The organism is Amycolatopsis jejuensis (assembly GCF_000717335.1).
Classification (GTDB): Bacteria; Actinomycetota; Actinomycetes; order Mycobacteriales; family Pseudonocardiaceae; genus Amycolatopsis; species Amycolatopsis jejuensis.
Window position 1 is genome coordinate 179,150 of record NZ_JNYZ01000004.1, and the last position, 18,921, is coordinate 198,070.

Annotated in this window: 18 protein-coding genes and 2 pseudogenes; 7 read left to right on the plus strand and 13 right to left on the minus strand. The window is 68.0% G+C overall.

Features of this window, described 5'->3' with window-relative positions:
• Position 1 precedes the first annotated feature (1 nt).
• The 3 genes from OO71_RS05575 to OO71_RS05585 all read left to right on the plus strand — a co-directional run bounded on the left by OO71_RS05575 (position 2) and on the right by OO71_RS05585 (position 1,628).
• Positions 2-451 carry an outer membrane protein assembly factor BamE gene (locus OO71_RS05575; RefSeq protein ID WP_156096185.1) on the plus strand — a complete coding sequence of 150 codons (450 nt, stop codon included), beginning with the start codon at positions 2-4 and terminating at the stop codon, positions 449-451.
• Positions 452-571: 120 nt separating this feature from the next.
• Positions 572-973: a hypothetical protein gene (locus OO71_RS05580; protein ID WP_033288535.1), complete on the plus strand. Its 402-nt coding sequence runs from the start codon at positions 572-574 to the stop codon at positions 971-973.
• A gap of 64 nt (positions 974-1,037) precedes the next feature.
• Positions 1,038-1,628, plus strand: coding sequence for a DUF305 domain-containing protein (locus tag OO71_RS05585; protein ID WP_033288536.1), 591 nt, complete (start codon positions 1,038-1,040; stop codon positions 1,626-1,628).
• Between the two features lie 187 nt (positions 1,629-1,815).
• Here OO71_RS05585 and OO71_RS05590 read toward each other — a convergent pair whose 3' ends face one another.
• From OO71_RS05590 to OO71_RS05625, 8 genes are all read right to left on the minus strand, one after another.
• A complete protein-coding gene (locus OO71_RS05590; RefSeq protein ID WP_033288537.1) occupies positions 1,816-4,056 on the minus strand; it encodes a heavy metal translocating P-type ATPase in 2,241 nt (746 codons plus the stop codon).
• Positions 4,053-4,952: a hypothetical protein gene (locus OO71_RS05595; RefSeq protein WP_033288538.1), complete on the minus strand. Its 900-nt coding sequence runs from the start codon at positions 4,950-4,952 to the stop codon at positions 4,053-4,055. The genes OO71_RS05590 and OO71_RS05595 overlap by 4 nt, the downstream gene beginning before the upstream one ends.
• 38 nt (positions 4,953-4,990) lie before the next feature.
• Positions 4,991-5,197, minus strand: a complete 207-nt coding sequence (locus OO71_RS05600) for a heavy-metal-associated domain-containing protein (RefSeq protein WP_033288539.1) — start codon at positions 5,195-5,197, stop codon at positions 4,991-4,993.
• A 51-nt stretch (positions 5,198-5,248) separates the two neighbouring features.
• Positions 5,249-5,557: a metal-sensitive transcriptional regulator gene (locus OO71_RS05605; protein WP_033288540.1), complete on the minus strand. Its 309-nt coding sequence runs from the start codon at positions 5,555-5,557 to the stop codon at positions 5,249-5,251.
• 84 nt (positions 5,558-5,641) lie between these two features.
• A complete protein-coding gene (locus OO71_RS05610; RefSeq protein WP_033288541.1) occupies positions 5,642-6,733 on the minus strand; it encodes a CaiB/BaiF CoA transferase family protein in 1,092 nt (363 codons plus the stop codon).
• On the minus strand, positions 6,730-8,025 hold the full coding sequence (locus tag OO71_RS05615) for an MFS transporter (protein ID WP_033288542.1): 1,296 nt from the start codon (positions 8,023-8,025) through the stop codon (positions 6,730-6,732). The genes OO71_RS05610 and OO71_RS05615 overlap by 4 nt, the downstream gene beginning before the upstream one ends.
• 16 nt (positions 8,026-8,041) lie before the next feature.
• Entirely contained in the window at positions 8,042-9,961 is a 1,920-nt protein-coding gene (locus OO71_RS05620) for a flavin-containing monooxygenase (protein ID WP_033288721.1), read from the minus strand.
• Between the two features lie 38 nt (positions 9,962-9,999).
• Positions 10,000-11,628 (minus strand): AMP-binding protein, encoded by a 1,629-nt coding sequence (locus tag OO71_RS05625; protein ID WP_051791038.1) that lies wholly within the window; start codon positions 11,626-11,628, stop codon positions 10,000-10,002.
• 136 nt (positions 11,629-11,764) lie between these two features.
• Between OO71_RS05625 and OO71_RS05630 the strand changes: the two genes are divergently transcribed.
• The gene (locus OO71_RS05630) at positions 11,765-12,397 is read left to right on the plus strand and encodes a TetR/AcrR family transcriptional regulator (protein WP_033288543.1); all 633 of its coding nucleotides are present in this window, start codon (positions 11,765-11,767) and stop codon (positions 12,395-12,397) included.
• A 6-nt stretch (positions 12,398-12,403) separates the two neighbouring features.
• Here the strand turns inward: OO71_RS05630 and OO71_RS05635 are convergent, their stop codons facing one another.
• The 3 genes from OO71_RS05635 to OO71_RS05645 form a co-directional block, all read right to left on the minus strand.
• Entirely contained in the window at positions 12,404-12,808 is a 405-nt protein-coding gene (locus tag OO71_RS05635) for a carboxymuconolactone decarboxylase family protein (protein ID WP_033288544.1), read from the minus strand.
• A 100-nt stretch (positions 12,809-12,908) separates the two neighbouring features.
• On the minus strand, positions 12,909-13,496 hold the full coding sequence (locus tag OO71_RS05640) for a GrpB family protein (RefSeq protein ID WP_033288723.1): 588 nt from the start codon (positions 13,494-13,496) through the stop codon (positions 12,909-12,911).
• A gap of 40 nt (positions 13,497-13,536) precedes the next feature.
• Positions 13,537-14,181, minus strand: a complete 645-nt coding sequence (locus OO71_RS05645; RefSeq protein ID WP_033288545.1) for an FMN-dependent NADH-azoreductase — start codon at positions 14,179-14,181, stop codon at positions 13,537-13,539.
• 99 nt (positions 14,182-14,280) lie between these two features.
• On the opposite strand from OO71_RS05645, the gene OO71_RS51990 reads away from it, so the two are divergent.
• Positions 14,281-14,769, plus strand: coding sequence for a MarR family winged helix-turn-helix transcriptional regulator (locus tag OO71_RS51990; protein WP_033288546.1), 489 nt, complete (start codon positions 14,281-14,283; stop codon positions 14,767-14,769).
• 98 nt (positions 14,770-14,867) lie between these two features.
• On the opposite strand, the pseudogene OO71_RS53255 reads toward OO71_RS51990, so the two are convergent.
• Positions 14,868-15,119: pseudogene (locus OO71_RS53255) on the minus strand (CocE/NonD family hydrolase C-terminal non-catalytic domain-containing protein); the annotation flags it as partial.
• Positions 15,120-15,417: 298 nt separating this feature from the next.
• Positions 15,418-15,921, minus strand: a pseudogene (locus OO71_RS53260) (CocE/NonD family hydrolase); the annotation flags it as partial.
• Between the two features lie 95 nt (positions 15,922-16,016).
• Here OO71_RS53260 and OO71_RS05655 point away from each other — a divergent pair.
• Together OO71_RS05655 and OO71_RS05660 are read left to right on the plus strand one after the other, a co-directional pair.
• Positions 16,017-16,592 (plus strand): TetR/AcrR family transcriptional regulator C-terminal domain-containing protein, encoded by a 576-nt coding sequence (locus OO71_RS05655; protein ID WP_033288547.1) that lies wholly within the window; start codon positions 16,017-16,019, stop codon positions 16,590-16,592.
• 22 nt (positions 16,593-16,614) lie between these two features.
• On the plus strand, positions 16,615-18,795 hold the full coding sequence (locus tag OO71_RS05660; RefSeq protein WP_051791039.1) for a 2Fe-2S iron-sulfur cluster-binding protein: 2,181 nt from the start codon (positions 16,615-16,617) through the stop codon (positions 18,793-18,795).
• Positions 18,796-18,921: the final 126 nt, after the last annotated feature.

Genomic DNA, 18,921 nt, shown 5'->3' on the forward strand with positions numbered 1-18,921 from the left:
GATGAACGAGGATGAAGCAAGGAAACTGCTCGGCCACCCACCGCCAATGGAACGGTCGGTGGTCGATCCGGAGGGGAACCAGCGGCGTTGGGTCGGCCACGAGGATTGCACGGGCATCTCACTCCGGACGTACGAGCGGTCAGCGGAAGAACTCCTTGAGAGGCTGGAAAGTCAAGAATCGGCAAGCCTGGACCAGGAGCGTGACGACACCCCGGGCGGCGTCAGCGTGGGGATGACCCGGCAGGAGGTTCGGCAGCTCCTCGGTTCCCCACATTCGAGTATCTCTCTGGCGGATTACCTTGGCCAGCAAGAGAGTTCGATCCTCCTGTCGGGCCACATCGGCAACCACGAATACTGGCTTTATCGGGGAGTGCCGAAGGGCCGCGACACCCAGGTCGAGTTCAGGGACGGCCGTGTCGCCGAAGTGCAGACACCCCCGGCCAGGAGCTGACGATCGAGGCAGCTTTCACGGCCGTCGCAAGCTCGGAGTGAAGGGACTTCCGGCAGGGTCCAGCCGCTGGGTGCCACCCGCAAAGCGGTTCGGCGGCCGGGCATTGAGTACGGTTGGGGCATGACGGCGAACCGGCTCGGCGGCATCCGGCAGGTCATTCTGCTGGGTGCGCTGGCGCTGTGCATTGCCGTCATGCATCACGTCAGTCTCCCCGGCGCCTCCTCGCATGCGATGGCTCCCATCGCCGCAATCGGAGACCTCACGCACACCGCACCCACGGCCGCGGCTGACCCGGGCGGGGAGCACCCCGGGATGCCGGACGGCGGGCACACCATGCTGCACCTCTGCCTGGCCGTGCTTTACGCGGTCGGCGCATTGTTGCTGGCACTGCTGGGTTTCCGCCGCCGCTCCGCCGGTGTGCATCCGACCCCGGCCGGTCCCCGCGGGTTACCTGCGCCTGGGCGGCCCCCGGACAGACGTGGGCGTCTGATCCTCACTTCTCTCTGCGTGCTGCGGACCTGACCGGCCGGACCTGATTGGTCCCCCGGTCGTTTTCGGCATTCACTTTTCGAGAGAAGGATTTGTCATGCGCAAAACACTGATCATCAGCGGGATCGCGGTGGTTTCGGCGCTCGCGCTCGGCGCGTGCACCGGCGGCGACTCGTCGTCCGGGATGCAGATGGGCGCACCGTCGGCCCAGCAGTCGGCCGGACACAACAACGACGACATCGCCTTCGCCCAGCAGATGATCCCGCACCACAAGCAGGCGCTCGACATGGCGAAGATGGTGTCCTCGCGCAGCACCGACCCGAAGGTCGCCGGCCTCGCGACCCGGATCGACCAGGCGCAGGACCCGGAGATCCAGCAGATGCAGGGCTGGCTGAGCAGGTGGGGCGCCACTACAGGCATGGGCGACCACCACCTGCCGGGCATGGACCCTTCGATGCCCGGCATGATGTCCGATGCGGACATGGCCAAGCTCGACCGGCTGAAGGGTGCCGAGTTCGACAAGGCGTGGCTCGACCTGATGATCAAGCACCACCAGGGTGCGGTCGAGATGGCCAAGACCGAGCTGGCCAAGGGCAGCAACGCCGACGCCAAGGCGCTCGCGCAGAAGATCATCGACGGGCAGCAGGCGGAAATCACCGAGATGCAGGGCTTGCTCTCACAGGGCTGACCCGTGAAGGAGCCGGGGGCACGGCCACCGTGGCCCCGGCTTCAAGATCATCGCCAGTGGTCTGCGCGGCGACGGCAACGAAACCGCGATCGAGAAGCTTCCGCACCCTGAGCGGCCACCCCCGGCCGTGGTGAACGCGAGGATGGCCCCGCCGGATCGGCGGGACCATCCTCGGCAAGGGCAGCGCTCAGCCGACCGGGCGGAAACCGCGCAGGCGGAGGCTGTTGCTGACCACGAACACCGAACTGAACGCCATCGCCGCGCCCGCGATCATCGGGTTCAGCAAGCCGGCCGCCGCCAGCGGGAGTGCGGCCACGTTGTATGCGAACGCCCAGAACAGGTTGCCCTTGATCGTCCGCAATGTGCGCCGCGACAACCGGATCGCGTCCACCGCGGCTCGCAGGTCGCCGCGGACCAGGGTCAGGTCGGCGGCCTCGATCGCCGCGTCCGTGCCGGTGCCCATCGCCAGCCCGAGATCGGCCTGCGCCAGCGCCGCGGCGTCGTTGACCCCGTCGCCGACCATCGCCACGACCTTGCCGTCGTCCTGCAGCCGGCGCACGACGTCGACCTTGTCCTTCGGCAGCACCTCGGCGATCACTTCCTCGATGCCGACCTCCGCGGCCACCGAGCGGGCGACCGCCTCGTTGTCACCGGTCAGCAGCACCGGCGTCAGTCCCAGCGCCCGCAACCCGTCGATCGCCTCGGCGGAGGTGGGCTTCACCGTGTCCGCGACCACCAGCACCCCGCGCGCCTTGCCGTCCCAGCCCACCGCGACCGCAGTCCGGCCGTGTTGCTCGGCCTCGGCCTTGGCCGAAACCAGTTCCGCCGGCAGGTGCTGGCTCCACTGCTCCAGCAGCGCGCCGCGGCCCACCAGCACCGCCGCGCCGTCGACAACCCCTTGCACGCCAAGGCCTTCCACGTTCACGAAGTCCTCGACCGCGGGAAGGTCACCGACCTTATCCCGGGCGCCCCGGGCGATCGCCTTCGCGATCGGGTGTTCCGACGCGTCCTCCAGCGCACCGGCCAGCCGCAGCACGTCGTCCGCCTCGACGCCGTCCGCGGTGTGCACCTCGACCAGCGACATCTGCCCGCTGGTGACCGTGCCGGTCTTGTCCAGCACGACGGTGTCCACACGCCGCGTCGACTCCAGCACTTCCGGGCCCTTGATCAGGATGCCCAGCTGCGCCCCGCGACCGGTACCCACCAGCAGCGCGGTCGGCGTCGCCAGCCCCAGCGCACACGGGCAGGCGATGATCAACACCGCCACCGCCGCGGTGAACGCCGCCGAAACCGGATCGCCCGCACCGAGCCAGAACGCGAGCGTCCCGATCGCCAGCGCGATCACGATCGGCACGAACACCGCCGACACGCGGTCCGCCAGCCGCTGTACCTCGGCCTTGCCGGTCTGCGCGTCCTCGACGAGCTTCGCCATCTGCGCGAGCTGAGTGTCCGAGCCGACGCGCGTGGCCCGCACGACCAGCCGTCCACCGGCATTCACCGTGGCACCGGCCACCGCGTCGCCGGGTCCGACCTCCACCGGGACACTCTCGCCGGTGAGCATGCTGGCGTCGACCGCCGAGCTGCCGTCCTCGATCACGCCGTCGGTGGCGACCTTCTCGCCCGGCCGCACGACGAACCGGTCGCCGACCTGCAGCCGGTCGACCGGAATCCGCTCTTCCCGGCCGTCGCGGAGCACCGCGACGTCCTTCGCCCCCAGCTCCAGCAGAGCCCGCAGCGCCGCACCCGCCCGCCGCTTCGACTTCGCCTCGAAGTACCGGCCGGCCAGGATGAACGTCGTCACCCCGGCGGCGACTTCGAGGTAGATGTTGCCGTCACCGGACATCCGCTGCACCGTGAGCTCGAACGCGTGCGTCATCCCCGGCACGCCCGCCGTGCCGAACAGCAGCGCGTACAGCGACCACAGGAACGCCGCGATGGTCCCCATCGAGATCAGAGTGTCCATGGTGGCCGCGCCGTGGCGCAGATTCGCCCACGCCGCACGGTGGAACGGCAGCGCGCCCCACACGATCACCGGCGCAGCCAGTACCAGCGAGATCCACTGCCAGTAGGTGAACTGGAGCGCGGGCACCATCGCCAGCAGGATCACCGGCACCGACAGCACCGCCGACACGATCAGCCGGTGCCGCAGCGAGCGGGTCGGGTCCTCCTCCTCGGCGGTTTCCTCGCTCGGTGCCGTGGGCAATGTCGCGCCGTAACCGGCCGCTTCGACCTGCTCGACGAGCTGCTCCGGGGCTACCTCGCCGGTGTAGACGACTTTCGCCTTCTCCGTCGCGTAGTTCACTGTGGCGGTGACGCCGTCGAGCTTGTTCAGCTTCCGCTCGATCCGCATTGCGCACGACGCGCACGTCATGCCCGTGATGGCCAGCTCGACCTCACCGGTGCGGCCGTGGTCCGTTTCGGTGGTCATGACCCGCTCACTCCTGCCGGTGCGGTGAATTCGGCAGTGCGTACCCGGCCCGCGTGCTGGAAGTCCAAGAACAGCCGATAGGTACCTGCCGAGGGTACCTCCGCAAAGAACGTCACTGCAGGCCCGGCCGGGGTCTTCCCGTCGCCGGGAGCGCCGTCGGGGTGTACGTGCAGGTATGCCAGATCGCCTTCACGCAATGCCACGAGGTGACCGTACGCGCCGAGATAGGGCTGGAGGTCGGTGACATCCGCGCCGTTGCGCGTGACCCGCACGGTCACCTTCGACGAACGGCCCGGAACGAGGTCGCCGTCGAGGCTGACCTGGTAACCGTCCACAGTGGCCACTCGCGATGGCGGATGCGGTACCGGCCGGAAGTCACCGGGCGCCACCAGGTCGACGCCGAGGGTCGTGCCCTCTCCGCCGGACGGGGTGAAGTCGGCGAACGCGCGGTAGCTCCCGGCGTCCTTGACCGACAGCGGCACCGTCCAGGTGCCATCAGGGCCGAGCTGCGGATGCACGTGCTGGTAGCCCGCCGTGTCGCGGCGCACCACGATGAGGTGCATGCGTTTCTCGTGCTCGACGTCGAACGCGGTCACCGCCGCCCCGCCCGGGCCGATGATCCGGAAGGCAAAGGGGCTGGCCGTGCCGGGGGTGAGCGTCGTGCTGGTGGGCGTGAGGGTGTAACCGCCCCGTGACGACGCCAGCCCGCCCGGCAGGTCGAGATTCGCGGCCTCCGCGACAGTGCCGCTGTGAGCGTCCCCGTGCCCGGCGTCCTCGCCGCCGTGCACCCCGGCAGAACCGGAGAAGGGACCGACAGCGGTGCCGATGCCCCAGCCGCCACCGGCGACCAGAGCAAGCGCCACACCGTAGGCGGAGAGCTTCGCTGCAGTGTTCATGTCCTCAGTCCTCACCGCGGGCCAGGCCCGCTCGCCGCTCAGGCGGTCAGCTGGTACCCGGCTTCCTCGACCGCACCGCGCACGTCCGCGACGGTGATCTCCCCGGCCGCCCGCACGGTGACCTTCCCGGTCGGCAGGTCCACCACGACGCCGTCGACGCCGTCGATTTCGCCGATCTCCTCGGTGACCGAACGCACGCAGTGCTCACAGGTCATGCCGGTCACGGTGTAGGTCTGCTCGCGCACAGTTCTCTCCTTCTGCGACAACGGTTTTCCGGAATGGGTTCAGGAACGGTTTCAGGAACGGACGAGACGGGCGATGGCGTCACTCGCCTCGCGGATCTTGTCCTCGGCGGCCGCCCCGCCCTCGGCGATCGCATCGGCGACACAGTGGTGCAGATGCTCGTCCATCAAGCCGAGGGACACCGCCTGCAACGCCTTGGTGGCCGCGGACACCTGGGTGAGGATGTCGATGCAGTACTTGTCTTCCTCGACCATCCTCTGCAACCCCCGGATCTGCCCCTCGATCCGGCGCAGCCGCTTGAGGTAGTCCTCTTTGGCCGCACTGTAGCCGTGCGGCCCGGCAGGCGTGGGTGACTCGCTCATGACCCATTTATACCCTAGGGGGGTACCGTAGTCAACGCACCCGAGAGCGGCGGTCCGCCGCGCGCCGCCGGGGCCTTCGCGCACCTACCGTGGTGCCCACCGGGCAAGGGTCTCGGCGATCGGCACCGGCGCTCGTGGCGGCCGGGGTTTTTCCGTGCCGCTACGGGAGAACCGCGGGGCAGGCGCAGGTTGTACGACACCGTCCAGTTCGACGAACGACGCGCGGTCACGGGCATGCGGGTGGACGGCGGCTTCCTCGAACGACAGGACCGGGGTGACGCACGCATCGAGGTTCTCGAAAACCCGCGCCCAATCGTCGCGGGCTCGGGTGGCGAAGATGCCGGCGAATCGGGCGGTGAGCACTGGCCAAAATGTCCGGTCGTGCTGGTCGGGCAGGTCTTCGCCGAACAGGCCGAGTCCCTTGAGCAGGTTTGCGTAGAACTGCGGTTCGATGGCGCCGACCGCGACGTACCGGCCGTCCGCGCAGGGGTAGCACCGGTAGAACGGTGCCGCGCCGTCCAGCAGGTTGGCGCCCCGGGTGTCGGACCAATAGCCGATCCCGCGCCAGGCCCAGATCGACTGCATCAGCAGTGCGCTGCCGTCGATCATGGCCGCGTCGATCACCTGGCCGGTGCCGGAGCGGTCGCGTTCCCACAATGCGGCCAGCACGCCGGTGACCAGAAGCATCGAACCGCCGCCGAAGTCTCCCGCCAGGTTCAGCGGGGGTGCGGGGGGACCGTCCGCCGGTCCCATTGCATGCAAGGTGCCGTTGAGCGAGAGGTAGTTGATGTCGTGCCCGGGGCTGGCGGCCAGTGGACCGCGCTGGCCCCAACCGGTCATCCGCGCGTAGACCAACCGCGGGTTGCGCCCGGTCAGCTCGTCCGGTCCGAGACCGAGGCGCTCGGCCACGCCCGGCCGGAAGCCTTCCAGCAGGACATCCGCGACCGCCGCCAGCGCGCGGAGTTGTTCGAGGCCACCAGCGGACTTCACGTCGACCACGTGCACCCGGCGGCTCCGCAGCAGGTGGTCCCGCGATGGGGCGGCGAGGGTGAACCCGCCGGGCCGCTGTACCCGGGCGACGTCGGCACCCAGGTCGCCGAGCATCATGGCGGCGTGCGGCACCGGGCCGATTCCGCCCAGCTCCAGGACTTTCAACCCGGTCAGCGGGGCGTTCACGCGTGCTCCACAGTGGACACCGGCGGAGTGTCGTCAAGGCGCGTCCGCGCGGTTTCCGCCATCAGGACAACGGAGATGAAGGACACGATCGCGGTCACCACGACCAGTCCGGCCACCGGGAGGTAGCTGCCGAACCGCGCGTACAGGGCCGTCGCGATCAACGGGGTCAGTGCGCCGCCGACAAGCGACCCGAGCTGGTACCCGAGCGATGCTCCCGAATACCGCATCCGGGCGGGGAACAGCTCGGCGAACAGCGCAGCCTGCGGCCCGTAGACGAGCGCCACCAGCGCCTCCCCCACGGCGATCGCGAGTACGACCAGCACCGGATTTTTGGTGCCCAGCAAGAGAAACGCCGGGACGATCCACACCGCCAGCGCGACCGCGCCGGTCAGGTACACCCTGCGGCGGCCGATCCGGTCGGAGAGCGCGCCGCACAACGGAATCGCCACCGCCTGCAGGACGGCCCCGATCAGCACCCCGGCCAGCAGCAGACCGCGCGGCAGCTTGAGCACGGAAGTGCCGTAGGACAGCAGGTAGGTGCCGAAGAGGTAGAAGTTGGTGCCGATCACGACGATGGCGCCACCCGCGAGGAGCACCGTCCGCCAGTTGGTGAGCAGTACCTCCAGCACCGGCGAGCGCGACGGCCTTGCCTCGCGCTTCACCTCCTTCATCGGCGCGGTCTCCTCCAGCTTGAACTGGGCGAAGAACGCGATCGCCACCAGCACCACGCTCAGCAGGAACGGCAGCCGCCAGCCCCACGCCTGGAATGCGTCGTCCGGCAGCAATGAGGTGACCAGGATGAACACCCCGGTGGAGGAGAACAGGCCCACCGACACCCCGATCTGGGCGAAGCTGCCGTAGAACCCGCGTTTGTGCGCCGGTGCGCTTTCGGTCGCGATCAGTGCGCCGCCCGCCCACTGGCCGCCGACGGCAATGCCCTGCAACACCCGCAGCACCACCAGGATGATCGGCGCCGCGACCCCGATGCTGTGGTAGCTCGGCAGGACCCCGACGAGCGTCGTGGAAATACCCATCAGGAACAGCGAGGTGACCAGCGCCGGTTTGCGCCCGGCCCGGTCGCCGAAGTGCCCGAAGAGCATGCCGCCGATCGGCCGCGCGGCAAACCCGACGGCGAACGTCGCGAACGCCAGCAGGGTGCCGGCCACCGGGTTGCCCGCGGGGAAGAAGAGCTTGTTGAAGACCAGCGCGGCTGCGGTGCCGTAGATGAAGAAGTCGTACCAGTCGATCGCCGAACTCGCTCCGGCGACGAACAGGACTCTGCGCAGGGACATGGTTTCTCCAGTGGACTCAGGCGGCGTGTGCGCGGACGGGGGTGCGGCGGAAGTCGGCCAGGTCGGGTTCCCGGGTCATCGCCCAGTAGTCCACGACACGATAGGGCGAGTTCGTCACCACCCGGCCGCGCGAGTTCCGGTAGTACGTGGTCATTCCCGGATGGCTCCAGACCATGCGGGAGTGCGCTTCGTCCACTTCGGACACCCAGCGCGCCAAGGCTTCCGGCCGGACGTCGAGCTCGCCGATCCCGGTCCGGCCCATGAGCGAAAGCAGGTCCGCGATGTACCGGCCCTGCGCCTCGGCGACGAAGATGAAGCTGCCACCGGCCCCCGCGTTGGTGTTGGGGCCGTACATCAGGAAGAAGTTCGGGAAGCCGGGGACCATGATGCCGAGGTGCGCGACCGCGTCGTCCTCGTTCCAGGCCTCGTGCAGTTCCGCGCCGCCACGGCCGCGGACTTCGATGCCGGGCAGGTAGTGCCGGGCGTCGAACCCGGTGGAGAGCACGAGAACGTCGGCCTCGTACTCCTGTCCGCGATCGGTCACCACCCCGGTGGGCGTGATCCGCGCGACGCCGTCGGTGACCAGCTCGACGTCGTCCCTGCGCAGCGCGGCAAACCAGCCGTTGTCCAGCAGCATCCGCTTGCCGAACGGCGGGTAGGCAGGCAAGGACTTCTCGATCAGATCCGGCCGCCCGTCGAGCTGCTCGTGCAGGTAGCGGGTGAAGAACCGGCGGTGCCCGTCATTGGTGGCGTTGAGGGAATGCTCCGGGTGCGCCCAGTTCTCGTCGATCTGCAGCGACGGATGCACGCGGTCGTTGAACACCCAGGCGAGCCGGAACCGGTACCATACATGGTAAAATGGCACGTTCTCCATGAGCCAATGCACGTCCTCGCCGACCGGCGCGAAGTACTCGGCATTCGGCGCGACCCACTGCGGTGAGCGCTGGAACACCGTGAGATGCGCGGTGCGGTCGGCGATCGCGGGCACCACCTGCATGGCGCTGGCTCCGGTGCCGACGACCGCCACCCGCTTGCCCGTAACGTCGACGTCCGACGGCCATTGCGCGGTATGGAAGGCGGGTCCGCGGAACTGGCCGAGGCCGGGCAGGTCCGGCACCTTCGGGGTGTTGAACAGCCCCACGGCGCTGATCACCGCGCTCCCGCTCCAGGTTCGCCCGCCGCCGCAGACGAACCAGCGCTGCCCGGTCTCGTCCCAAGTGGCCGAGTCCACGTCCACGCCGAACTCGATGTGCTCGCGCAGGCCGAAATGGTCGGCCATGGCGGCGGTGTAGGCGGCGACTTCGTTGCGCTTGCCGAAATGCGTGGACCAGTTCCAGGGGAAGAACGAGAACGAGTAGAGATAGCTGGGAGTGTCCACCCCGGCGCCGGGATAGGTGTTGGTGAGCCACACTCCGCCGACGTCGTGGTTGCGCTCGAGGATCACGAACGGCACCCCGGCCTGCTTCAGCCGTACACCGGCGATCAGCCCGGAGACGCCCGCGCCGATGATCACGACGCGGAAATCCCGTTCGGCAATACGTTCGCCCGGCACTCGGTGCGGCCGGGGTTCCGGAGCGAAACCCATCTCCTCGCGCATCAGCCGCTCGTACTCGGCGGGGACCTCCTCGCCGACGGTCGTGGACAGCATCGTCTGCAGCAGCTCCGGATCCGGGTTCGACACCACGGGTTCCGCGCCGCGCGACCACGCGGTGATCGCCTTGACCGCCGCGGACCTGATTTCGGTTGCCAGCGCGTCGTCCAGGCCGCCGGAGTCGTTCGGGCCAAGGCCTGCGCCACGCGCGGGGCGGTACGGATCCTCGAGCCACCGGCGGTCACCGGTGAGCTGGAACAGCACCATGGTCAGGGTGGGCAGGTTGGCCGCCGTGACGGCGGTGCGCAGCCGATTCTCGTCGAGCGATCGCTGCGGGGTTTTCATGACGGACACGAAACTCCTCGGGTGATGTCTTCGGACGATCAGGTGCGGACCGGGCCGGTACGGGTCATCCGCCAGCCGGCCGCGGCCGCGTCCCAGGTGTGCGCGCCCGGCCATTCCGCGCGCAGCTTGTATTTCTCGACCTTGTCGGTCGGGGTGCGGGGAAGGACGTCGACGATGTCGATGTACCTCGGCACCATGTGGTACGGCATCGTCCGCGCATAGTGGCGGAACAATTCCTCCGGCCCGGTGGTCGCGCCCTCACGCAGTACGACGACGACGCGGACCTCGTCCTCCCCCAGTTCCGACGGCGCACCGACGGCGGCCGACTCCGCCACCTCGGGGTGGCCGTTGGCGAGCCGCTCGACCTCGTACGACGAAATGTTCTCGCCACGACGGCGAATCGAGTCCTTGAGCCGGTCCTTGAACCACAGTGCGCCGCTCTCGTCACGCATTGCGCGGTCACCGGTGTGGAACCAGCCGTTGCGCCACGCCAATTCCGTGGCGTCGGGCAAGCCGTCGTACCCGGCCGACAGCAACAGCGGGTCCGCACAGCGCACGACGACCTCGCCGGGCTCGCCGTCGGGTACGGGAACGTCGTCCGGGTCGACGACCTGTACCTCGAAGATCGGGTTGGGCCGTCCGCATGCACCGGGAACGGACTCGTGCAACGACGAGTTCACGAGCAGGTTGGACTCGGTCGAACCGTAGGCTTCGACGATCTTGAGGCCGAACCGCTTCTCGAACTCGTGGTAGATCTCGGCGGGCGCAGGCACCGCGTAGACCACCCGCACCGGGTTGTCGGCGTCATCGGGACGCGGCGGTTTCCCGTTGAGCATGTGACACACGCCGCCGATCGCGACGAAGGCGGTGATGCCGGATTCCCTTGCGTCGTCCCAGAACCGGCTGATCGACAAGCGGGACCGCAGCACCATCCTGGCTCCGGTGAGCAGGCAGCCGAGCGTCGCGAACTTGCCGGAGATGTGGAAGAACGGCGAGTAGTTCAGCAGCACGTCGTCGGCACGCAAACCGGTGATCTCGGCGAAAAGGTGCCCGAAGCTGGCCACGTGGTGATGCGTGAGCAAGACGCCCTTGGACGGTCCCGTCGTCCCGGACGTGTAGAGGACACAAGCGATATCGCCCGGCGCGGGCGGCTCGATCGGCTGGGGGACTTCGCCGCTCAACAGCTCACTGTACGTTCCCGGGTTGCCCAGGACTTCCGTCAAGAGTGGAAGCTGGTCGCCGACCGCCTCGATGGCCTCGTTCAGCACTCCGGCATCGGCCACGGCGAGTGAGACCTTCGCCTTCTCCAGCTGGAAATGCAGCAGCTCACCGCGGTAGGCGGTATTGATCGGCACCTCGACCGCGCCGAGCTTGGCGAGCGCGAACCAGCCGTACAGATACTCGGGACTGGTCTGCATGAACAGCGCGACCCGGGTGCCGCGCCCCACTCCGCGTGCCCGCAGCCGCGCGGCCAGGATGTCCACCTGCCGGTTCACCTCGGCGAGGGTGCGCTCCTCGCGCTCCCAGGTGAAGAGCACCCGGTCCGGGGTCGCGGCCGCGGCCCGCTCCAGCAGGCCACCGAGTGTCCGCTCGGCGAAGGGGATCTCGGCGAGCCATCCCGCCGCGATCCCGGTGCCCGGCGCCCCTGGCGCGTCAGTCGCGATCATTTGTGCTCCTCAGACGGCTTGGACAAACACTGTCGGAACATTCCTTCTGGTAGGAATGTAATACAAGGCGCCATGGGAGGCAATACGCACGAGCGAGATACCATCCGACCGGAATGTACTGACCCGCGGAGGACCTGTGCCGAGGAAACCGCCAGAACGCAGCTACGCACCGGAAGAGACCAAGCGGCTGCTGATGGAGGCCGCGCTCGGCCTGTTCGCCGAGCGCGGCTTCAGCCAGACCTCGACGAAGGACGTGGCCGATCGGGCGGGCGTGACGAAGGGGGCGTTCTACCACCACTTCGCCACGAAAGAGCGGGTCCTGCACATCATCCACGACCAGTTCATCGACCGCGCGCTAGGAGCGCAGGACGATGCACTGACGCGGTTCGAAACCCCGACCGAACAGCTGTACCACATGGCTTTCGACACGACGATGGTCTGCATCGAGTACCAGCAGCACGTGCAGATCTTCTTCCGCGAGCAGCACTTGCTCACCGGCGAGGTCCGGGACGCCATCATGGAGAAGCGCCGCCGCTCGACCGTCTTGTTCCAGGACACCGTCCGGCGCGGGGTCGAAACCGGCGAGTTCGACGCCGGCCTCGACCCCGAGGTCGGTGCTTTGGGCCTGCTCGGCATGTGGGTCTGGGTGTACCAGTGGTACCGGCCGGGCAGGTACCCGAAACCACGCGAGATCGCCCGGCAGTATGCGTCGATGACGCTGCGCAGCGTCGGCGCCGAACAACCGCCTTCGCTGCTGACTGCGGACTGAGTACGGCTATGCGACCGGCAGCAGTCCGCGCTCGGCGAAGACCTTCTTTGCCGTGAACGTCGCGTTCACCGCACGCGGAATCCCGCAGTAGACAGCGGAATGCAGCATCGCTTCGATGATCTGCTGTGGGGTGAGCCCGACATTCAGCGCCGCATTGACGTGCACGGCCAGCTGCGGCTCACATCCGCCGAGCGCGGTGAGCATCCCGAGCGTGACGAGCTGCCGGTCGCGAGGCGCCAAGCCGGGACGCGAGTAGATCTCGCCGAAACCCCAGGCGACCACTTGGTGCGCAAGTTCCGGGGAGACGTCGCCGAGCGCGTCGATGACGTTCGCACCGGCCTCGCCGTCGACCGCGTCGAGCACCGCCTTGCCGTGTGCGAACCGCTGCTGCCGTTCGGCTGTGTCGGTCATCTTGTGTTCCGTTCTGCCGGTGATCTGCTTGCGCCAGCAGGCTAGAAGCTGGAGCGCGCTCCAAGTCAAACCACGAGCAGCATTCGCTGGTACGCCGTACCTACCGCATTCCTGCCGCGCGGAAGAGCCGGTCATAGATCGCGCGGATGGTCTCTTCCTTGCGTGCGTTGTAATCCATGACGTGCCCGCCCCCGGGGACCGCCGCTCGTTTGGCGTCCTCGTACCGCGTGCGGTCCTCGGGGTGGGTGCGCAGCCAGTCGCGGAACATGCGGTGCCGGATGACCTCCGGGCAGTCCGGTCCGAACACGTGCAAGTTCACGCGGGGCTCGGCCAGCCGCAGGCACCGGTGCTGGTGCCAGGACGGCTCGCGAATCGTGAGGAGGTAGCCGATCCCCGCGAGAAGGGGGACGTACTGCTCCTCCGCGCGGGGATCGGCCACCGTCAGGTCGATGTCGATGACGTCCTTGGCGGCCAGCCCTTCGACGGACGTCGACCCGACATGTTCGAGGTCCACCACCGCCGGGCCGAGCGCCGCGCGGATCTCCGCCGCCACCGCCAGGTAGCGGCGCGGCCACTCGGGCCGGTAGCCGACGATCGTGATCGTCTCCGGTGCCGGCGGGCCGTTCACCCAGGGGTTCTCGGCCGGCTCGGGGTCGTGGTGGCGGGTGATCTCCTCGAAGGTGGGCACTCGCGTCAACATAGCAGCGGATCGTTTGTGCGCGGACCGCTCAAGCGACGTATTTGGCCAGCGCCGCGCCGGTTTCCTTGGCCAGCTCTCGACTCTGCGCACGCAGTTCCGCGGCCAGTTCCCGCAGATGCACCATCGCCGGGCTGCGGTCGGCGAGGGTCAGCTCGGTCTCGATGACCGTGACGTCACCGCCGAAGACCTCGTGGCCGAACGTCTGCTCCAGGTAGGGCACGGAGTGGTCCCAGCCGTCCTTCGGCGCGCCCGCCGAGGCGCCGCCGCCGCGGGAAACCACGAGCACGACGGGCTTTCCGGTCAGCGGGTACGTCCGGGGCGCGAACCGCGGGTCGGTCCACAGGAGGTCGATCCAGCACTTCACGTGCCCGGACGGACCCCAGTTGTAGAGCGGCGCGCCGATCACGATCAGGTCCGCGGACAGCATTTCGCTGGCCAGCGTGGTGGCGAGATCGACCGCGGGCTGCTGCCCGGGAGTGGGCGTTTCGGCTTCGCGGGCCGCGAGCGCGGCAGCCCACACCGAGGGGCCGAGCGGGGTGGTGACCAGGTCCCGCCGGCTCACGAACCCGCCGGGCGCCGCGGCCGACCAGGCCCGCTCGAGTTCGTCGGTGATCTCCCGGGTCACCGACCGGCCGCCCTGGATGCTGCTGTCCACGCGGTACAAGGTGCTCATCCTGCCTGCTCTCCCATCAGGTGATCGTCACCTCAGATGATCTGTGTTACAGACCATCTTGTCAACAGATTATATCGGCGGCAACGCTAGACTGCCCGGATGAACATCGAGGTGGATCTCGGCTGGGCCCTGTTCGCGATCGTGCGCCGCTACCGGCACCTCACCGACGACCTGCTTACCGACCTGCCCGGCGGACCACGCGGCTACCAGGTTCTTCTTGCGTCCCAGCACGGCGGCCCGCGGACCCAGGCCGCGCTGGCCCAGTACCTGAGCCTCGACCGCACCGTGATGACCTACCTGCTCGACGACCTGGAAACCGCCGGCCTCGTCGAACGCCGCCCCGACCCAGCCGACCGGCGGGCCCGGCGCATCGAGGTGACCGAGGCGGGGAGTGCCGCGCTGGCAGCCGCGGTCGAACGCCTTCGTGACGTCGAGACTTCCCTGCTGGCACCGCTTTCTCCGGAGAAGCAGCAAAGCCTGCGTGTGCTGTTGAGCGAGCTTGCCGGGGGTAGTGATGTCGAGGAGGACCCGCCGTTGACTGAAGACGTCGTCAAGGCCCGCCGACCGCGGCGGAATTCCGTCCGCTGAGGGTTCAAGCGAGCGCTGCCATCCCGATCCTCCAGCGCAAGATGGTCCCGTGAATACATCGCGGCCGTTTCGGTGTACGTCAGGTCGTCGCGGTGCGGGAGCTCGGGCGAGGACCATGGCCAGTAGCTGGTCGAAAGGGCAAGGCGCAGAACGTGTCCGGGCGGAACGTGGTAGCTGATCGCCTTGAGGTGGATGGTTACGTCGTAGGGGCGGCCCGGGTCGAGCGACGTCGGTTGTTCTCGGCTGTTTCGGTGGGTCACGGCAGGGCGGCCGAGGATCTCCAGTGGCTGGTCGCGGACAGCGGAGTCGAAGGTCAGCGACTGCCGTCTTCGAGGCGCTGGCGGCGACATCGCCCTGATAGCCCCATCCTGCCCAGTTTCCGCCGTCGGCGGCCGGGGTCAGGGGGCTGCTTGCCGCGAATGCGGTCCGAGGCGGAACTGCTGCGTCCGGACGTTCGGGCTCGGCGATCCCCTGGCCGGGCCGGACGTCGCAGGACGTAGCGGACGGGACGGCGTCTTGGCGGTAGAGGCGGCTCGTCCATGAGGCGTCGTCGACACCCTTGAGCCAATGATCCCACCAACGCACGGCTTCGGTGAGGAACCCGATGGCCCGGACCGGCACGCCGTCTTGCGGGTACCTGTGCCCCCACGGCCTGATGGGTCCCTTGACCGGCGACCGGAGATTTTCGCCGAGGCGCAGGACCGGTTCGGGGTACGCGTCGTTCCAGCCGCCGACGGCGTAGACCGGACACTTGACCGCGGAATAGTCCTGCCGGACTGATCCCTGCTTCCAGTAGTCGTCGTACCGCTGGTGGCCGAGCCACGGCCCGATGAACGGTTCGGCTTCTGCAGCCGCTCCAGCCATTTCCGGCGCCAGTCCGGGCCTGAGACGTCCGGTGGCCGCGCGTCGCAGGCGAGAAGGTGTGCCGCCCAGGTCAGCCCGAATCGGGCGAACATGGTGCCGCCCCAGTAGTGGACGTCGTCGTCCGGGCCCGCACCCTCGGGCAACCACAGTTTCGCGGCCGGCCGGACGCCGTCCCGCAGCGGGATCCAGACGTTCTCGCGCACGGCGACTCGATGGGGCAGATCCGACGGTGCCCGCCCCCGCGAACGTCACGGACGCGGCACAGGCCTGCCCGATGGGAGTGGTCATGATCAAGATCCCTCGACATCACGTCCAGTCGACGATCAACCCTAACAGTGTTAGACTCGAACATCGTTAGGGTTGATCGAGGCAGGGAGCCGCAGGTGGTACAGCTACGCCGTGACGATGTGCTGGCCGGTGCATTGGAGCTGCTCGACGCCGATGGGCTCGATTCGCTCACCATGCGCAAGCTCGGCACGCACCTCGGTATCCAAGCGGGCAGCCTGTACTGGCACTTCCCCGGCAAACAGGCGTTGCTCGACGCCATGGCGGACCAGATCGTCGCCCAGGTGGGTACGGCGGTCCCGGACGGTGGGTGGGACGAGCAGCTGGCGGATTTGGCCCGGCGGTTTCGCGCGGCGCTGCTCTCGCGCCGCGACGGTGCGCGGGTGGTGGCCGGTACGTATGTCACTCAGCAGCACACCGTTGCCTTGGGCCAATTGTGGATCGACACGCTAACCCGGGCCGGGCTGGGCGTCGAGGACGCTGCCCGGGCGAGTTTCACCTTGTCGAGCTTCGTGCTCGGCCACGTGATCGAAGAGCAAGGGGCCGCGGAAGCGAAACCGCCCGAAGGGGCATTCGCGGAAACCGTCACCGCGGCGACTTTCGGCGACCCGGAAAGCCTTTTCGACTACGGACTCCACATTTTTCTCGACGGCCTCCGCCACCAGGTGGCCTGACTACCCCGAAAGCACCAGGACCATGCGCGAAAACCAGCAGCTCTTGCCCGCGCCGATGACGAGCGAGCAGGTCGAAGCCGTCATCGGGACGCCGTCCTCGCTGATCAAGCTCAAACAGCTCACCCGTCTCGACGACGGCAGCAAGGACTTGCTCAGCCGGGCACCCATCGCCGGAATCGGCTATCTCGACCGGAATGACGAACCGGTTTCCACGTTCGTCGGCGGCACCGAAGGATTCGCGACGATCGTCGACGACGAGGGCATTTCGATCCCGATGCCTGCCGAAGCTGCCCCGCCCAAGGATGCCACCGGGATCGGTTTGGTGTTCCTGTTTCCCGGCGTCGGCGAAGTACTCCGGCTCAACGGCCGGGTGACTTCGGCAGAATCCGGGAAGATCGACATTGCCATCGAGGAGGTCTACATCCACTGTTCCCGGGCGATTTCCCGCGCCGGGCTGTGGGAATTGCCGGCCTCGGGGGTACGGGCCATCGACCATTCCGCGGAATCCCCCGCGCCCGGACCGCTCGACGATCCGCAGCTGGCCAGGGTCATGGCGAACTCGCCCTTTCTCGTCCTTTCGTCGTTCGGCCCGTCCGGCTCGGCCGACACCAGCCCGCGCGGCGACGCGTCCGGTTTCGTGCACCGCCTCGACGGCCGAACGCTGGCCATTCCCGACCGTAAAGGAAACCAGCGCGCGGACACTTTCCACAATCTCGCGCACGACCCCCGGATTTCGTTCGCCGCACTGGTTCCGGGCACTTCGGAAGTCGCGATCGTTTCCGGCACCGGCGCCATGACCACCGATGCCGAACTGCTGGAAACCATGGCGATCAACGGTGCCGCACCACAGGCAGCGTTGCTGGTGGAGGTGCAGAACGCACGCGTGGTATCACCGCACCCGATCGACGACGCTGAATTGTGGAACCCCAAGAGCCGCGCGGCGGCCGACCAGGTGCCGGACATGAATGCCCTCGCTTCGCGGCAGATCGCCCGCAATGCCAAGGGAAAATCCGCGATCAGTGTGCTGCTGAACGTGCTGAACGCAATCCCCGGGCTGATGAGTTTCCTCACCAAATTCGGGTTGAACCAGGCGCTCACCAAAGAAGGGTACGGCACTCACGGACCGGAGAAAGCGACCAAGCGGCAAGCCCGTATTGCGGCGATCCGGCCCGAGAGCGACGACGTCGTCAGCGTGTATCTGAAAGCACCGGACCGGAAAGGCTTCGACTTCGAGCCGGGGCAATTCTTCACTGTCGCGGTCAAAGTGGGTGATCGCACCGTCCGGCGCGCATACTCGGCTTCACAGGAATCGGGTAAAGTGCTGCGACTGTCGATCAAACGGAAAGGGACTGTCTCGACCCATTTCCACGAGCAGGCCCGGCGGGGTGACGTCGTGGAACTCACCGGTCCGAGCGGCGATTTCACCCCGCTGAAGCCCGCCGCGAAAGGCGATCTGGTCCTGATCGGCGGCGGCAGCGGAATCACGCCGCTGTACAGCACGCTCAGCTCGGCGCTGCGCAGTCGCAGCGGCCCGCGGATCGTCCTGATCTACGGCAGCCGCACCGAAAAAGACCTCGTGTTCCGCCGTTCCCTCGACCGGCTCGCCCGCAAGCACCCCGGCCGGTTGACCGTGCGGTACCTGCTGACCCAGCCACCTCCCGGCTGGACCGGCGAGTCCGGCCGGATCGGCCCGGACACGCTGCCGTCGATACTGGCGTCGGCAGGCATCGGCCCGGACGCGTCATTCTGGATCTGCGGCCCGGACGGGCTGATGGACAGCGCCCGCACCACCCTGCTCGACCTGGGCGTCCCGAAGTCGAGCATCCACGAGGAACGCTTCGCCCGAGCCGCCACCTCCGGCCCGCAAATTCCCTTGCCGGTAACCGTGAAACGCGGCGAAGAGAACCTCGGCGTCGTCACGGTCGGAGAAGACGAGACCATCCTCGACGCAGCACTGGCGGCCGGGCTGCCGATGAAATACTCCTGCACAGTCGGGGAATGCGGGGAATGCGCGGTCCGGCTGCGCGGCGGGAAGGTGGCGCTGGGAACGCCGAACTGCCTCACGCCGAGCGATCTGGCCGACAACGTGGTACTCACGTGCGTAGGCCGCCCCACCGAGCCGACGACGATCGACATCGATTACGCCCTGAGTGTGGGCAATGCAACGGGAACGGGCTTCGAAACCTGGGGACGGCAAGCCTGAGCGCCGGGCAAGGCTCCCGATCGCGAACTCCGGAGACTACCCAGGTTGTAGATTATTGATAATGTGTGAATCGCACTGATTGCTCGTCGGCTGCGATCTACTCGGCTTGACCCCGGAAATCTCGCA

Bases quoted from the DNA above. Each gene is read 5' to 3' on its own strand.
- OO71_RS05635 (WP_033288544.1), bottom strand. From the start codon at position 12,808: ATGACCGACACAGCCGAACGGCAGCAGCGGTTCGCACACGGCAAGGCG.
- OO71_RS05575 (WP_156096185.1), top strand. From the start codon at position 2: ATGAACGAGGATGAAGCAAGGAAACTGCTCGGCCACCCACCGCCAATG.
- OO71_RS05605 (WP_033288540.1), bottom strand. From the start codon at position 5,557: ATGAGCGAGTCACCCACGCCTGCCGGGCCGCACGGCTACAGTGCGGCC.
- OO71_RS05595 (WP_033288538.1), bottom strand. From the start codon at position 4,952: ATGAACACTGCAGCGAAGCTCTCCGCCTACGGTGTGGCGCTTGCTCTG.
- OO71_RS05580 (WP_033288535.1), top strand. From the start codon at position 572: ATGACGGCGAACCGGCTCGGCGGCATCCGGCAGGTCATTCTGCTGGGT.
- OO71_RS05645 (WP_033288545.1), bottom strand. From the start codon at position 14,181: ATGAGCACCTTGTACCGCGTGGACAGCAGCATCCAGGGCGGCCGGTCG.
- OO71_RS05625 (WP_051791038.1), bottom strand. From the start codon at position 11,628: ATGATCGCGACTGACGCGCCAGGGGCGCCGGGCACCGGGATCGCGGCG.
- OO71_RS05620 (WP_033288721.1), bottom strand. From the start codon at position 9,961: ATGAAAACCCCGCAGCGATCGCTCGACGAGAATCGGCTGCGCACCGCC.
- OO71_RS51990 (WP_033288546.1), top strand. From the start codon at position 14,281: ATGAACATCGAGGTGGATCTCGGCTGGGCCCTGTTCGCGATCGTGCGC.
- OO71_RS05615 (WP_033288542.1), bottom strand. From the start codon at position 8,025: ATGTCCCTGCGCAGAGTCCTGTTCGTCGCCGGAGCGAGTTCGGCGATC.
- OO71_RS05660 (WP_051791039.1), top strand. From the start codon at position 16,615: ATGCGCGAAAACCAGCAGCTCTTGCCCGCGCCGATGACGAGCGAGCAG.
- OO71_RS05585 (WP_033288536.1), top strand. From the start codon at position 1,038: ATGCGCAAAACACTGATCATCAGCGGGATCGCGGTGGTTTCGGCGCTC.
- OO71_RS05590 (WP_033288537.1), bottom strand. From the start codon at position 4,056: ATGACCACCGAAACGGACCACGGCCGCACCGGTGAGGTCGAGCTGGCC.